Source organism: Enterococcus sp. AZ091, assembly GCF_051714805.1.
Lineage (GTDB): Bacteria > Bacillota > Bacilli > Lactobacillales > Enterococcaceae > Enterococcus_D > Enterococcus_D gallinarum.
This window is the reverse complement of the sequence record NZ_JBIOSO010000002.1, coordinates 699,847-716,310: the sequence shown is the minus strand read 5'-3', so window position 1 is coordinate 716,310 and position 16,464 is coordinate 699,847. Positions and strand designations below refer to the sequence as shown.

The 16,464-nt window shown below is 43.3% G+C and carries 8 protein-coding genes and 1 pseudogene; 6 read left to right on the top strand and 3 right to left on the bottom strand.

Annotated elements, in window-relative coordinates; translation table 11 throughout:
• The first annotated feature begins 63 nt into the window (after positions 1-63).
• Positions 64-1,239: an AraC family transcriptional regulator gene (locus IGJ28_RS15750; RefSeq protein ID WP_208774104.1), complete on the top strand. Its 1,176-nt coding sequence runs from the start codon at positions 64-66 to the stop codon at positions 1,237-1,239.
• A gap of 257 nt (positions 1,240-1,496) precedes the next feature.
• On the opposite strand, the pseudogene IGJ28_RS15745 reads toward IGJ28_RS15750, so the two are convergent.
• Positions 1,497-3,283, bottom strand: a pseudogene (locus IGJ28_RS15745) (oligopeptide ABC transporter substrate-binding protein).
• A 506-nt stretch (positions 3,284-3,789) separates the two neighbouring features.
• On the opposite strand from IGJ28_RS15745, the gene IGJ28_RS15740 reads away from it, so the two are divergent.
• From IGJ28_RS15740 to IGJ28_RS15720, 5 genes are all read left to right on the top strand, one after another.
• Entirely contained in the window at positions 3,790-5,091 is a 1,302-nt protein-coding gene (locus IGJ28_RS15740) for a DUF1576 domain-containing protein (RefSeq protein WP_113849535.1), read from the top strand.
• Positions 5,088-5,435, top strand: a complete 348-nt coding sequence (locus tag IGJ28_RS15735; protein WP_081131678.1) for a hypothetical protein — start codon at positions 5,088-5,090, stop codon at positions 5,433-5,435. The genes IGJ28_RS15740 and IGJ28_RS15735 overlap by 4 nt, the downstream gene beginning before the upstream one ends.
• Before the next feature lie 242 nt (positions 5,436-5,677).
• Positions 5,678-6,043, top strand: a complete 366-nt coding sequence (locus IGJ28_RS15730; RefSeq protein WP_003126104.1) for a YxeA family protein — start codon at positions 5,678-5,680, stop codon at positions 6,041-6,043.
• 7 nt (positions 6,044-6,050) lie between these two features.
• Positions 6,051-6,803, top strand: a complete 753-nt coding sequence (locus IGJ28_RS15725) for an ABC transporter ATP-binding protein (RefSeq protein ID WP_252711447.1) — start codon at positions 6,051-6,053, stop codon at positions 6,801-6,803.
• Between the two features lie 12 nt (positions 6,804-6,815).
• Positions 6,816-8,624 (top strand): FtsX-like permease family protein, encoded by a 1,809-nt coding sequence (locus IGJ28_RS15720; RefSeq protein ID WP_438845482.1) that lies wholly within the window; start codon positions 6,816-6,818, stop codon positions 8,622-8,624.
• Positions 8,625-8,797: 173 nt separating this feature from the next.
• On the opposite strand, the gene IGJ28_RS15715 is transcribed toward IGJ28_RS15720, so the two are convergent.
• Both IGJ28_RS15715 and IGJ28_RS15710 read right to left on the bottom strand, forming a co-directional pair.
• On the bottom strand, positions 8,798-9,511 hold the full coding sequence (locus tag IGJ28_RS15715; protein WP_081131681.1) for a demethylmenaquinone methyltransferase: 714 nt from the start codon (positions 9,509-9,511) through the stop codon (positions 8,798-8,800).
• A 331-nt stretch (positions 9,512-9,842) separates the two neighbouring features.
• Positions 9,843-16,106, bottom strand: a complete 6,264-nt coding sequence (locus tag IGJ28_RS15710; RefSeq protein WP_438845481.1) for an Ig-like domain-containing protein — start codon at positions 16,104-16,106, stop codon at positions 9,843-9,845.
• Positions 16,107-16,464: the final 358 nt, after the last annotated feature.

Here is a 16,464-nt window from a genome sequence, read left to right as displayed (position 1 = left end):
GAGTAGAGATAGAACTACTAGGTAGAACTATTATGTAGAACGAATAGATAAGGTGGTCAACACATGAATATAGAAAGCATTAAACTTGCGATGGATCTTTTATACCGGAAATATCTTATTCCTATGATCTTATTAGATGAAAATGGTACTTGGTTGCATCCAGAAAGTTCATGGCAGACAAAAAAGCCCATCAGTCGCTATTTAGAAGCAACTGATGAACAATCCGTAACGCTTTATCATTTTGGAAAATATATGCTAGGTTGTTTTCAATTTCAATTGGAAGGCCAGCGTTTTTACTTAATGGTTGGTCCTTGCGGCGTGATCGGGACACCAGAAAACTCCTGTGTTTTTCTAGGACACGAATACCATTACAATATTCACTACTCTAAAGAAGACAAATATTCATTTGAAGAATACATTCAATTAGTGCATACCTTGTTTGCGAATCAGCCTTTAACTCAAGAACAATTGCGCTGGCATTACCAAACAGAGCCAGGTAATCGATCGATCCAGACAGACTTCAATTTAGAAGCCAATCTGTACGACCGGCGTGTCCATGAATCAACTTTTGACTCTTATCATTTTGAGTTACGCTATCTTGATTATATCAAGCGGAATGAACCAGAAAAAGTTGCTTGGGTCTTTAAAAAGATGAAGGAAACTTATAGTGTCTCTTTGTCCCCTTTTGAATTGGAAGGCTTGAAATTAAAATTTTCTGCTTTTGTGGCTGTAGTCACCCGCATGAGTATCGATGAAGGCGTCCCAGTCAATCAAGCATTCGGATTATCGGATTCATTGATCCAAGGATTGATCTACATTCACACGGCGGATGAATGCCTGCGGTATATCAAAGAAGCGACCTATCGTTTTATGGAGCTGTTGCACAGCTATCCTTTCGCCCAAAAATCGTTGCTGGTCAAAACGATCGTCAACTATATCGATGGCCACCTCTATGAAAAAATCACCATCGATGACTTAGCGGATATTACTCAAAAGCATAAGACCCATCTTTGCAGTCAATTCAAAAAAGAAATGGACAAAACAATCCATAACTATATCCAAGAAAAGAAAATTGCTGAAGCCAAACACTTACTCTTATTTACGGATCATTCTTATGAAAAAATCAGCACATTATTGGCTTTCTCCAGTCAAAGCCACTTTATTCAAAGTTTCAAGAAAATCACTGGGACAACCCCAAAAGAATTTAAAAATATTCATTACGCTCATGCCCTAAGCTGACTTCACTCAAATCGCATCAGCTAGATCGATAGGATCTTTCCTGTCATTCAACCATTGAAAACCTTCTCTCAGCGTTAAACAGAATAATGAACAAACATACCCGAAAGACTTAGTAGCAGTAGCGCAAACCTACAGTCTGCGCCACGATGCTCTGGCATTGCCAGAACACGGCTACTTAGTCCTCCGGGTATTCATTTATAGCGAAATCCTTTTTACTTTTTTGCTTTTTACTTCCTTCTATTTATTCTAACTCTGCTTTACCGAGAACTATCCGTCACACCAATCGCAGCCCATGGATTATGATCGACATCGTAAGCCCATGAAAAATTCGTCACGCGGTCAGAGATCGGCAGGATCTCACTTCGGAACAATGTTGGAATCGCAAATGCTTCTTCAAAGGCATATTCTTGCCATGCATCAAAAGCTTCTTTCCGTTTGTCCTCGTCAAACGAAGCATTCGAGTCGATGGCAGCTAGCAACTCGGTATTTTTATCTGACTGATAGCGCGTATAATTGAACGGCGAATTTGGTCCCCACAATCCTGTTGGCGAAGGGTCAGATCCGGTGTTCCAAGCACCCATGAAAACATCAATGTCTGGATCATCATTTTCCAATTTGTCATAAAATGCTTGGAAATCAATCAAGCGTCCAGTCGAAAGCTGAACATCCAAACCGATCTCGTTCCACTGTTGTACATAGTAATCGGCTAATGGTTGAGCAGTTTCTCCGCCAGACATAGAAGCAAAATTGATCGTTAGTTTATTACCGTCTGGATCTTCACGGAACCCATCGCCATCGGTATCGATATAGCCAGCATCATCGAGTAGCTGATTGGCTTTATCTAAATCTAACGTATACCCTTTGATTTCTTCGTTATGCAAAGAACCGAAAACTGGCGGGATCAATGTGGTTGCGTTGGTGCGCAATCCATGATAGAAACGTTCACCGATTGCATCGTTGTCTACTGCATAACCCATTGCTTGACGCAATGCTTTGTTCGCCATTTTAGAATTAGGATCATAAGCAACCGTTTTGTTTTCAGCATCCCATGTTCCCAGTTTAAAGCCAAGATAAGTGTAAGACTGCTGTAAACGACCAAGCATTTGGTACCCATCAGTATTTTTGTAAGCATCAAAAGTATCAGTTGGCATCGACAGTGCTATATCATATTGCTTGGCATTCAGTGCCTCATTGATGGAAGCAGACGGTACACCTCGAAGAACGATCTTATCTAAAGTTGGTTTTTCCCCATAATAATATTCGTTGGGAACATATTCTACTGTTTCTCCGGCCACGATATTGCTCATCACATACGGACCAAAACCAATAGGATTTTTCCTAACCGGATCGCTTGATTCCATGTCTTTGATTTCAATTCCTTCAAAGGTATGCTTTGCTAATGCAGACATCCAGACGCCTCCGCCTGATTGCATCATACCCGGGTGAACTTCTTTGTATTCGATTTGAACAACTTTATCATTGACAGCAGTAATTCCAGAAATTGTGTCTGATTCACCAGCATGATATTCTTCCATACCGATCACGTTCGTGAAATCATTGTCATAACGAATCCCTGTGTAATCTGCGTGCCAATCACTTCATAAGCAAAGATCACATCTTCTGCAGTTACTTCTTCTCCATCCGACCATTTCAAGTTGTCTCTTAGTGTAATGGTGGCAATTTTGTTTTCTTGATCCAATTCTAAATCCGCAGGGCCACCGTCCACAATCTTAAAGTCATCGTCATTTAAAAATAAGTATTCATGACTTGGAGACATAAAGTGACGATCATAGGTATCTTGATAGAATTCCCATTGAAATAAGCCCTGAAACTGTGTATCCATCACAACTGCCACATCCAGGGTTTCTCCTTCGATAGGATCACCATCATTTTTGACCTCTAGTGGCATATTTTCTACATTGTTTGCTGTTGTATCCTCTGTTCCCTGTGCCCCTGTCGAGTCCGTTTTGTTATTTCCTTGGCTACAGGCGCCCAGAACAAAGACTGACATAAGTGTAATTAAGCCAAACCGATATTTTTTCATAGCTTCCTCCTTAATCTTACCCGATAATCGTCCACTTATTCGTTTTTCCTTCTCTCAGACTAATCTCTATTTATTCATATACTGCTAAAACAGTTAACCTGTGAAAGAAGGCGACTTTCCCCGTCGACCAATAAGATTGCTCTCTAGATGCGCATAAATTAAAAAATAAAGAGAGATTAGTGTTGATTATAGCAAGTTTCCTCATTTTTTATATGTCATTATTTTCATCGATCACTGAAATATTTGATTGAAAGATGCGCTTTTTTTCAGTCATAATTAGCTCTGCCAATCATTCAATAACACTATAAGCTTTCGAAATTGAGCAGCTCATCTTTATGCAAATCCGTGCCAGGTCTATCCTATCTTTTCTCAGAAATAAAAAATGTACAGCGCTTTTTAGCGTATTCACTAACCAATCTCAAAAAACAACAAAAAAACTTTTTTGAATGACTGAAAGTATCCCGAATCCAGTCGATCTATGCTAACATAAAAAAAAAGGAGGATTTATGGCAAATAAAAAAATCTTTTATCAAACAACGAATAAGTCTTTTGCACCGATTTCGCAATTGTTGACACAACGATTATTGATTGCTTACAGCATCCTTTTGATTGCTATTGGTGTCCTGAGTACACCGATAAGTGATCTATGGTTCGGTTCACTACGGATTTTGACTTCTCCTAGTAATCTCGTTTCGGATTACTTTGCCATCGGCAACTTAGGCAGTGCCTTTTTAAATAGCGGCGTGTTGACCTTGGTAAGTATCCTAACCACCAAAACAAAAGGAAACAGTATCACCGGACCAATGATTGCTGCCTTTTTCACCATTTCCGGATTTTCTTTTTTCGGGAAAAATTTATTCAATTCGATTCCGATCCCGTTAGGCGTTTATCTTTATGCACGGATTCAAAAAAAGCCCTTTGGACAGTACTCGATTGTTGGTCTATTCGGGAGTGCAGCTTCACCTGTCATCAGTTATTTGGCTTTTGGGATGGGTTTCCCATTAATGACCGGCGTTCTATTAGGCTATACTATTGGAATTATCTTAGGCATTTTATTGCCGCCTCTGGCCGCACAATTCTTACACTTTCATCAAGGCTTCTCTTTGTATAACATTGGCTTTGCCACCGGAATCGTGACCATGTTCTTTACAAGTTTCACGCGTCTATTTGGACGTGACATTACCGAACAAACGTATTTGACGACTGAGTACAGTTCCTTTTTACTCTTCTTTTTGTGCGGCTTATGCGGGTTGCTCTTTTTAACCGGTTATTTATTGAATCACCGTTCTTTCCAAGGATTGGCTCATCTATTCGATGTTTCCGGTAAACTGGTGACAGACTTCGTCACGATTTTTGCATTAGGGGTCACACTGATGAACATGGCGATCATGGGGATGCTGCTGCTTGTATTCATCTACTTGCTTGGGGGCCAGCTATCAGGCCCATTACTTGGTGCTATTCTGACAGTGGTTGGCTTTAGTGCTTTCGGAAATCACTGGAAAAATAGTCTGCCGATTTTGATTGGGGTCGTTCTTGCCACACGTTTAGGTTTTACCACTGAGACTTCGACCTTTCAATTGCTGTTGACTGCGATTTTTGGAACAAGTTTAGCACCAATCAGCGGCTACTATGGACCAATTGCAGGAATCTTTGCCGGTATTGCCCATGCGGCGTTAGTAAGCAATATTACCTACTTACATGGCGGGTTGAATCTTTATAATAATGGTTTTTCCAGTGGCTTTGTGGCGGCAGCTATGGTACCTTTGTTAGATGAGATCAACCAAATCAAAAGGCGGATGAACCAATGATAGAAAAGGAACAAGCACGGCGGATCGTGGATGAAGTGGTCACCTACTTTCTTTCCCACGACTGCCCTCATATCACTACTGAGATGTCTTTCGAAAAAACAGGATTTCGAGCCATTATTGCTGGGACCTGTCCAGAAGAGCCCAGTGATTTAGCCCAATTTGCGGAAATGTTGAATACCCCACGAGACATTGCGCTAGAAAGTTATTATATTGAACTTTTAGGCGGGCACCAGTCGATTCATGAAGAAAAAGACTTTTATTTATTAGGATTGTTGATCGATGAAGCAACAATCAGTTACGAGAAGGATCGTTTGATCATTACATTGTTTCGAAAAAAATATTAAAGACCATGGGATCTCTTTGATGAAGGAGATGCCATGGTCTTTCGTTTACAACGGTCTCTTGATACACGGAATGCGTTGAAAAGGTGAACCTTTGATTAACAGTTCCCAATACAAAGAAGGACATCATGAAATTGCTTTCATGACAAAAATGAAAGTTTATTGATAGGTTTTTCACACTACAATTGTTTTTACGCCCGCTATAATTCTCTTTAGACTTTACAAATTAAAGGAAGTGAGAATAGATGAAGAAATTTTGGATCGGCCTGGGTATCCTAATAATCGTTTTGTTTGCCGGGTTACAAATTGCTGAGAAAGTCATCATGGGCGGCCAAAGTTACTATGTTCAGATCACGACCGATGGCGAAAAGATCGAAACCGAAGACGATCGAGGCAATCAAGTGATCGAATATAAATATGAACTACCTGGTTACGACAAAGACGCAAAGAAGAAAAATCTGGAATTCTTAGGGATGAAAGATCGTCCTTTGAAAAAAGACGCTTACTTAAAAATTACCTGGAATCAAAACAAGGGCGTGACTTCCTATGAAGAAGTGCAAAAGAATGCTATTCCTGAAAAAGCGTTGAAACAATTAGAAAGTGAACGGTGATGAACAAATGGCAAAAATTATTGAAGCAAACGAATTAACGAAAGTTTACGGCAAAAATAATGAGAAAAAAACCGAAGCCCTAAAAGGGATCAGCTTTGCGATTGATAAAGGCGAGTTTATTGGTATTATGGGTGCTTCCGGTTCTGGTAAATCAACGTTGTTGAATATTTTATCCACATTGGACCATCCATCTTCCGGAAACATCCGCATCAACGAAAAAGATATCACAAAATTACGCGGTGATGCATTGGCAGATTTTCGCAGTAGAGAAATCGGCTTTATCTTCCAAGATTTCAATCTACTAGAAAATCTAACGGCTTCCGAAAACATTGCTGTGCCTCTCTCTTTACAAGGCGTACGGCCGAAAAAGATCAAACAGCTCATTCAACAAGTCGCGAATCGCTTATCCATCAGCCAAATTTTGGATAAATATCCTTCCGAGATCTCTGGTGGTCAAAAGCAACGGGTATCCGCTGCGCGAGCATTAATCACCGAACCAACGATCTTGTTTGGGGATGAGCCAACAGGTGCCTTGGATTCAAAAAGTGCCAAGGATTTATTAGACATGATGGATGATTTAAACAAAAATGACCAAGTATCGATCTTACTCGTAACACATGATCCCCTTTCGGCAAGTTATTGCAAGCGAATCTTATTTATCAAAGATGGTAAGATCCATCAAGAAATCAAACGAAATAATCAAACCCAAGAAGACTTTTATCGTCAGATCTTAGTCATCTTAGGAAATCTGGAACAGTAGGAGGATAATGGTATGCTTTGGAAATTATCACTTACTGGTATCAAAGGCCGCTTAAAAGACTACATCGTCTTGTTTTCTGGTCTGGTTATGGCTTCTGCCATCTTTTATATGTTTCAATCAATGGCTAGTAATGAAGAATTCTTGAAAAACAATTCGACGATTGGTGTCGTTGTCATTATCTTTCACTTTGGAACGGTCTTACTAGGAATCATCACATTTGCCTACATTCTCTATGCCAATTCTTTCTTAATGTCGATGCGGCAGAAGGATTATGCCATGTTTATGATGTTAGGAGCAAAAGGACGAAAAATCGCCCAAATGATCTTCATCGAAACATTTTTTGTAGGGATTATTGCAACCATTGCTGGTGCTTTAGCAGGTATCGGATTGACGAAAATTGTCAATGATCTTTTAGTACAACAGTTAAATATAAAGATTACTCATTTTTCGCCATTCAATGTAAAAGCACTTGTGATCACACTGGTCTTTTTTGCCATTCTCTTCCTGATTGCAGCAATCGTCAATGCTTCAGCCATTGCCAAAAAAGCCATCTTGGATTTATTGAGAGAAACTAGTACACCTGCACAAATCAAGCAAAAATTCCCATTCTTATTGGTTCAAACCCTTTTGGGGATCATCTTTCTTGGAATCGGTTATTATGTTATGAGCGATCTAATGAAATTTCAAATTATGGGTATTGCGATTGCCCTAGTCACGATCGTTTTGGGAACCTATCTAGTTTTCCGCTCTGTGATCGTATTGATTTTGACATTATTAAAGAAATCAGATGCCATCGCACTGAAAAAATTGAATAATTTCACTTTGTCTCAGTTAAACTTCCGTATCCGTGACTATACGCAGATGCTTTCGTTAGTATCCATGCTGTTCGCATTAGCACTGGGCGCATTAACCGTTGGCCTTGGTTTCAGAAATGAAATCCCTAAAATGGCCAAAGCGATGACCTCTTATGACTTGGTTCTGAATAATGCCCAAACTGTCGACCAACAAAAAATTGCGGATTTACACCCAACATTGAATGTCAGCTATCGCCAAAAAGAGGATGACACAGCCGTTTATTACATTCAAGAAGAATTTGACAAAGATCCTTTGATCGTTACAGAACAGGGAGATCTTAGTCAAAGGGCTGGTTATCGTACATTGGATGGGCAAGCCATTGCCGCTGATGTGGCGAAACAGGATGAATTGCGTAGCTTCGAATTACCAGAACAGCGGACAAAAGAAATCAAACTGTTGTCTGCTGCAGCCTTTGCCCAAGTAAATGCACCTGAAACCACTTTGCAAATGATTCAAGTCAAAGATTTTCAAGCGATCTTACCAAAATTAACAGCACTTGCTAAGTTGAATCAAAAGAACAACCCCTCACTCGCTGGAGAAAGTAATCTTATGCAACGAGCGGATGCTTATGACACATTCAACGGCATTTTCTCAGGATTTGAATTCATGGGCTTCTTCTTAGGAATTGCCTTTCTAACAATGTTAGCTAGTTGCTTGATGTTCAAAATCCTTTCAGGGGCTAATAGTGATATTATGCGCTACACCATGCTTAGAAAAATCGGTGCTCGCAATGGGCTTCTGAAAAAATCGATCCGCAAAGAGATCGGCGTGCTTTTCTTAGTCCCAGGATTATTAGGAATCGTTCACGTACTATTCGGACTGCAAATGTTTAAAATGCTATTGAGTGATCCCTATGATCAGATCTGGTTACCATTTGCGATCTTTGTTGCCCTTTATGCCGTTTATTATCTTTTAACGGTATGGCTCTACACCAATATCGTTTTAAAAAATACCAGAAAACAATAAGCACCCGCAAAATGAACACAGTGAAATAGACAGCAAAAAACCAACGTCCAGTGTGAACTGACGTTGGTTTTTATTTTGATCTGAAGCACTGGTCTTTGTTTTCGAAAATGAGCTGATTTTCTCAGCAACATCCCTTTAACAGCTTCTATGTCAACACATGCTTTTTATTGGATTCAGTTGGTTGGTTTATATCCGAGATGCATGGCTACAGTACCTCCACTATAGCTTTTGACAACTATATTAGTCAGTCCTGCTGATTGAAAGTAGTGAGACAATTCTTCTTTGCCAGGAAAATCTCTAGCTGATTCTTGCAACCAAGAATATTCTTGGTAACTTTTAGCAAACAGTTTTCCTAACAGCGGCATAATGAATCGGAAATACGCATAATACAGCTGCCGCCAACCAATTAAAGTGGGCTGTGATGTTTCCAGACAAACCACTTTTCCGCCAGGTTTTACGACCCGCTGCATTTCTTTTAGAACGGTTACAAGATCAGGAACATTTCTCAGACCAAACCCGATCGTCACAACATCAAACGTATTGTCTGCAAAAGGAAGTGCCATTGCATTTCCTTGCATCCATTCGATCTTTGTCTTTTGCTCCGCTGCTTTTTTCTTTGCCACAGCCAACATATTCTCACTAAAATCAATGCCGATCACGTTCCCAGTAGATCCTGTTGCTTCTGCCAGTGCCAATGTCCAATCTCCTGTTCCGCAGCAGACATCAAGGATATCATTACCTGCTTGGACTTGCATCCGTTTCATCGTATCTTTTCGCCAGCGTTTATGTTGTTGAAAAGAAATCACGGTATTCATCTGGTCATAGTTCTCCGCAACACGCTCAAAAACGTGATGGACACGTGCTTCCTTGCCTTTGTCGCCTATCAACCTCTACACCATCCTTTTGCCTTCCAATCACGCAACCTGCGTAACCAAACGATTGAAAGCTTTTTCCATTTACTACAAAATTTAGTGTAGCATGGATAGTCAAAAAAGAAAAAATTCCTGTTTAAATCTGCATATTTTCTATTAACGTCTCTATTCTTTTCGCTCTCAGTTTTCGTAACTCTTCAAACCATTAGTAGAATTGGTGGTAACGCAGCAGAAAGGCTATATAGATTCAGGAACATTTCTAAAAAAAGGCTCCTGCGACATGGACACATCGCAAGAGCTTTCTCTTATAGATCAGCAATTATTTGCTTTGGTCCAGTTTCAGCAGTTACTGATTTTTTTTCTTTCTTGATTTGAAGAAACCAAGACTACCGATCGCAACCAGTGCAGCACCGATCATTGATGCAAACCAAGTACTTTCACTGCCAGTTTGCGGCAAGTATTTGCCTCCACTATTATTACTATTGATGTTGTTGCCACCGCTGATGTTCCCATTGCCGATGATATTGATTCCACCGTTATTGACATTACCGATATTATTTCCTCCGGTATTGCCGCCACCAGTGTTACCACCTCCGGTATTACCGCCACCAGTGTTGCCACCGCCAGTGTTACCACCGCCAGTATTGCCGCCGCCAGTATTACCGCCGTCAACTCCAGCAACCGGGACTGTGACTGTAGCAGCTGCACTGCGGTATTCTTTGCCACCAGCAACGACACTAGCAACAACATATAAATTATCTTTTGGTTCGACGCGATTGGCTGCTACTACGATCCGGTAATTGCCTTCACTGTCTGTCGTACCAGTGCCCACCACTTCTCCTTGAGCATTAGAGATTTCAATGGTTACATTTGGATCAGCTTTCCCCGTAACCGGATACCCAGATGATTCATTGCCGCTGATTGTTGCAGTAGGTGCGGCAACCGTCACGGGACTAACGACGATACTCATCGGATCACTGACATATTTCCCATCAGTTTGTGCAGTAGCCGTCAACACATCTCCTTCCGATAGCTCGGCTACATTGATACGCCAATTGCCAGCTTCATCCGCTCTTAATTCAAGTGGTGCGGCAAAGGCACGGGTGGTGTTCAACCCACCCAGAATTCGCGCCATCACTGGTGCTGCTTCATTGATGGTCAGAATGACTGAAGAACCTGGCTCTGCGGTTCCGCTGACTGTTTCATCCCCGGCAATCGCTGGATCAATGAGTGGCGTAGCCGTTTTTTCCATAGGTACTGTGATTGGTGTATTACCACTGCGGTAGTCTTTGCCACCAGCGGTCACAATTGCTGCGACATTCAAGTTTTCTTCTGGGGCCACTTGCTCTGGCGCAATCACGATTCGGTAATTGCCTTCTTCATCGGCTGTGCCGGTACCCACAACTTCGCCTTGTCCATTAGTGATTTCAATCACTGCATTAGCCACTGTTTCCCCAACAACTGGATAGCCATCGGTCTGATTGCCGCTGATTGATGCGGTTGGTGCATCAACTGTCAAGCCATCCACTGTTACTGTGATTGGGGCACTTGGATCCTTGCCATCGGTTTCTGCCACGACAGTTATAGTGTCGCCTTCCGAAACTTCTGGTACTTCAGCGGTCCAGTTACCTTCCTCATCTGCTTCAACGACTACAGGATCTTTGTCGCCATTGGTGATGGTGACAGTGGAACCTGGTTCTGCTGTTCCGCTAATTGTATCGTCTCCGGCTGTTACAGGATCAATCGTTGGGATTCCTGTTTGGTTGTCTTCTGGTACAGTGATCGGCGTGTTGGCGCTGCGGTAGTCTTTCCCACCAGCTGTTACGATCGCTGCGACGTTCAAGTTTTCTTCTGGAGCTACTTGATCTGGAGCGATCACGATTCGGTAATTGCCGTCGCCATCAGTAGTGCCAGTCCCTACCACATCCCCTTGCGCGTTAGTAATTTCAACTGTGGCATCAGGTGCTGCTTTACCAACAACTGGATAACCGTCAATCTCGTTGCCGCTGATTGATGCGGTTGGTGCGGTAACCGTCAGTCCATCCACCGTAACTGTGATTGGTGCACTTGGATCTTTCCCATCGGTTTCTGCCACAACGGTTATGGTATCCCCTTCGGAAACTTCAGGTAGTTCAGCAGTCCAATTGCCTTGATCATCTGCTTCAACGACGACGGGATCTTTGTCGCCATTGGTGATGGTGACGGTTGAACCTGGTTCTGCCGTTCCGCTGATTGTCTCATCACCGGCTGTGACGGGATCAATCGTTGGCGTGGTCGTTTGGTTTGCTAAAGGCACGGTAATTGGTGTTGCTCCACTGCGATAGTCTTTCCCGCCAGCGGTTACGACTGCCGTCACATTCAAACTTTCTTCTGGAGCTACTTGATCTGGAGCGATTACGATCCGGTAATTGCCATCACCATCAGTGGTGCCAGTAGCTACCACATCTCCTTGCGCATTGGTGATTTCAATGGTTGTATTCGCTGCTGCTTTACCAGTCACTGGGTAACCATCGATCTCATTGCCGCTAATTGACGCGGTTGGTGAAGCAACAGTGATTCCTCCAACAGTGACACTGATCGGTGCGCTTGGATCTTTCCCATCCGTTTCTGCCACAACGGTTACAGTATCACCTTCGGAAACCTCTGGCACATCCGTCGTCCAATTGCCTTGATCATCTGCTTCGACAGTGATTGGGTTTTCTCCGGTGACTGTAATAGTTACTGTTGAACCCGGTTCTGCCGTTCCGCTGACTGTCGTATCACCAGCACTAACAGGATCAATCGTTGGTGTTGCTGTTTGATTTTCACGATTATCGGCTGGCACAACTACTGTGGTTGCTCCGCTACGGTAATCTTTCCCGCCAGCAGAGACGACTGCTGTGACATTCAAGTTCTCTTCTGGTGTGACTTGATCTGGCGCAATCTCAATACGGTAATTGCCATCGTCATCTGCAGTGCCGCTACCCACGATATCTCCTTGGGCGTTGGTGATTTCGATCGCTGCATTAGCTACTGCTTTACCAACTACTGGGTACCCATCGGTTTCGTTCCCACTAATTGCTGCAGTCGGTGTTGCGACCGTCAAACCACTAACACTTACTGTCACTGGTGCGCTTGGGTCTTTGTCGTCAGCTGTAGCTACGACGGTCACTGTATCTCCCTCTGACAATTCCGGTACGTTTGCTGTCCAATTGCCTTCTTCATTGGCATTGACAGTCACTGGCCCTTCGCCACTCACATTGACCGTGACTGTTGCTCCAGGTTCTGCTGTCCCGCTGACCACTGTATCTCCTGCTTTAACTGGATCGACAGTCGGTGTTTCTGTAAGAACCGTTGCTGGAACAATGATTGGTGTATTGCCGCTGCGGTAGTCTTTGCCTCCGGCAGTCACGACTGCTGCCACATTCAGATCCTCTTCTGGTGACACACGATCCGGTGCAATCACGATGCGATAGTTGCCATTCCCATCAGCAGTGCCACTACCTACGATTTCTCCTTGCGCATTGGTAATCTCGATCGCAGCGTCAGCCACAGATTTACCCGTAACCGGATAACCGTCCAACGTGTTGCCGCTAATAGAGGCTGTTGGTGCATTGACGGTCAATCCATTGACCGTGACGCTCACAGGTATACTTGGTTCTTTTCCGTCAGCAGCAGCTACTACAGTCACTGTTTCACCTTCAGAAACTTCCGGTACATTCGCAGTCCAATCACCTTGGTCATTCGCAACGACTGTTAATGGCTCTTCTCCATCCACAGCCACTGTGACGCTTGCCCCTGGTTCTGCTGTACCGTTGATTGCTGTATCTCCTGCTGCTATCGTATCAATGGTTGGGATTTCTGTTTGACTGGCTGCTGGAACCGTCACTGGTGTATTGGCACTCCGATACTCTTGACCTCCAGCAGTCACGATTGCTGCCACATTCAAGTTTTCTTCAGGTGTCACTTGATCTGGAGCAATCACGATCCGGTAATTGCCATCACCGTCGGCAGTACCACTACCTACGACTTCTCCTTGGGCATTGGTGATTTCAATGTCTGCATTCGCAGTTGTTCGACCAGCTACAGGATAACCATCTCTCTGGTTACCAGTGATTGATGCAGTTGGTGCAGAAACACTTATTCCGCTGACGATGACACTGACGGGTGTACTTGGCTCTTTGTCACCAACAGTAGCTACCACAGTCACTGTTTCGCCTTCAGAAACTTCCGGTACATTCGCAGTCCAATCACCTTGGTCATTCGCAACGACCGTCACTGACTCTTCTCCGCTGACAGTTACCACTACATTGGCGTTCGGTTCAGCTGTACCGCTGATCGTTTGATCCCCGGCGTTCACCGGATCGATCGACGGCGTTTCAGTTTGGTTTTCTTGAGTATCGGCTGGCACAACAACCGGTGTTGCTCCACTACGATAGTCTTGCCCTCCGGCAGTCACAATTGCTGTAACATTCAAGTTTTCTTCAGGGGCAACTTGATCTGGCGCAACCACAATCCGATAGTTGCCCTCCCCATCTGCGGTTCCGCTGCCGACAACAACTCCCTGAGCGTTCGTGATCTCGATGGCAGCATCAGCAACCGTTTGTCCAATTACTGGATAGCCATCTGTCTCATTACCGCTAATCGTTGCCGTCGGTGCCTCAACCGTCAAACCGCTAACGCTCACACTGACTGGCGAACTTGGTGTTTTTCCGTCAGCTGTGGCTACTACAGTGACCGTGTCACCTTCCGTCACTTCTGACACTTCAACTGTCCAATTTCCCTGGTCATCTGCCACTGCTGTCACTGGGTCTTCTTCGCCGACTGTGACTGAGACTGCTGCTCCAGGTTCCGTTGTGCCATTGATCGTAGTATCGCCAGCCGTCACTGGGTCAATCGCCGGCGCTGTTGTTTGTTCCGCTGTATCATCGATTGGAACAGTAATTGCTGTTTCTGGACTACTGTAGTCTTGACCACCAGCCGTCACGATTGCTTTGACATTCAAGTTTTCTTCTGGGGCGACTCGATCGGGGGCAATTACGATGCGATAGTTGCCATCACTGTCAATCGTTCCACTGCCGACAACGTCTCCTTGAGCGTTCGTGATCTCAATCGCTGCATTCGGTGTTGCTTTCCCAATGACTGGATAGCCATCTGTTTCATTGCCACTAATGGAGGCTGTAGAGGCTGCAACGGTCAAACCTGCGACGTTCACTGTCACTGGCTCGCTTGGATCTTTGCCATCTGCTTCTGCCACAACGGTCACTGTTTCCCCTTGAGAGACTTCTGGTACCTCAGCTGTCCAGTTGCCTTGGGCATCCGCCACTGCTGTGACTGGCTGTTCATTTCCGATAGTCACTGTTACTGTTGAATCTGGTTCTGCTGTTCCGCTGATAGTGGTATCACCAGCCGCAACAGGATCGATGGTTGGTGTTTCCGTTTGTTCTGCTGCAGGTTCTGCTGCTAACCAGATGGAATTATTGCCATCCTCATCTGTAAATAAATCAAGTGTGAGTAGATTAGATTGAGAAAAAGTACCTGCAAATCGAGCTTCGTATGGATTCGACGGATTCGTCATACCATTTGCAATCAGCTCTGAAGTCGTTGGTGTCGTCACGGTCGTTGGCATCACAACTGTCGTTTGACCTAAAACAGATGCCGATGCGATTTGATCAGCAAGATCTGTCGTTCCATTCAACACAGCTTGTGCAGCATCGACGGTAACATTCAGAGTGGCTTTAGCTGTGTTGACTGTTTCTTGGACAAGTGTATTGACGCCATCGATCAATGAGCCAATCCCAGGAATGTTACTTGCTCCGCCCAAGATGCTCACTTGGATTTGCGCCTGTTTCAAGTTCTCCAAAATGGATTGGATGCGTTGGTTGACCACAATAAATAAGCCGTCATCCACATTGGCAATCAAGGCACGTTCATTATCTGTCAATCCAGCAGGCACTTCAAAATCGGCTTGTCCAAATTGTCCTAACTGATTCAATAAATCCAATTGTTCATAGATGTCATCTAGATTGACGGATACTACTTGACTGATATCAACGATGGAAGCTGCTTGATACAATAAATTTGGAAAGCCATTAATCGTTTCTGGAATCCCTAATGCATCCGCTAAGTTCTGATTCACAAGAGCATCCACCGTTCCTACCAATGTGTCAACAGCAGGCGTAAGCGTTCCAATCAGTGTTTGGATAGCGGCAATATCTTCAAGTTGCAGAGTGATATTTGTTGATACCCGGGCATTGCCATTTGGTTGTACAAAGCCAGTCAGCCCTTTTGGCACACCAACGATTGCTACTTTATCACCGTTTAAGACGTCAAGCGTCACCGCGTTCGATCCGCTGATGGTAAAGTTGACTGGGTTGGTATCTCCAGGATTTGAATATGGCGTTGCAGCACTTGTTCCAGAATCATTTGATGCTTGGACATTACTAAAAATCTCAGCAGAAACCAATGATGCTTCTGCGGTCTTTGGTGCCCATAACAACGTAGTGGGAACAACCACAGAACTCGTCAGTAACATCCCGCTGACCGTTAAATTCGCTAGTAGCGATTTTTTGTTTATTGCGCGTCTTTTTCTCCTTGAATTCATTATTTTTTTATAGTCATTGCCCTTCATTCTTACTCCTCCTATTCAAATAAATACAACCAACAAAAGTGACCAACCAACTTTGGCATTCGTCTTTTGATGTTCGCTATGATCACATATCCGGAGAAAGAGATCACAAACAAAAAACGTTTGCAAAATAAAAAAACACCCATTCAAATACTCGAAAAAATCTCAATTACATTTTTCAACATACCAGAACGATTTCCGTGCTTTTTTGTGATTAAATAACTAAAATATTCAGTTATTTAAGCAAATTCTAGCATTTTTATTTTTATACAACAAATTATTAACACCATGAATAATTAAAAAAACATTTTATTGGAAGTAAAATAACAAAAACCTTTTATTTTTATCGCCATCGTTAATT

Bases quoted from the DNA above. Each gene is read 5' to 3' on its own strand.
- IGJ28_RS15750 (WP_208774104.1), top strand. From the start codon at position 64: ATGAATATAGAAAGCATTAAACTTGCGATGGATCTTTTATACCGGAAA.
- IGJ28_RS15740 (WP_113849535.1), top strand. From the start codon at position 3,790: ATGGCAAATAAAAAAATCTTTTATCAAACAACGAATAAGTCTTTTGCA.
- IGJ28_RS15735 (WP_081131678.1), top strand. From the start codon at position 5,088: ATGATAGAAAAGGAACAAGCACGGCGGATCGTGGATGAAGTGGTCACC.
- IGJ28_RS15730 (WP_003126104.1), top strand. From the start codon at position 5,678: ATGAAGAAATTTTGGATCGGCCTGGGTATCCTAATAATCGTTTTGTTT.
- IGJ28_RS15725 (WP_252711447.1), top strand. From the start codon at position 6,051: ATGGCAAAAATTATTGAAGCAAACGAATTAACGAAAGTTTACGGCAAA.
- IGJ28_RS15720 (WP_438845482.1), top strand. From the start codon at position 6,816: ATGCTTTGGAAATTATCACTTACTGGTATCAAAGGCCGCTTAAAAGAC.
- IGJ28_RS15710 (WP_438845481.1), bottom strand. From the start codon at position 16,106: ATGAAGGGCAATGACTATAAAAAAATAATGAATTCAAGGAGAAAAAGA.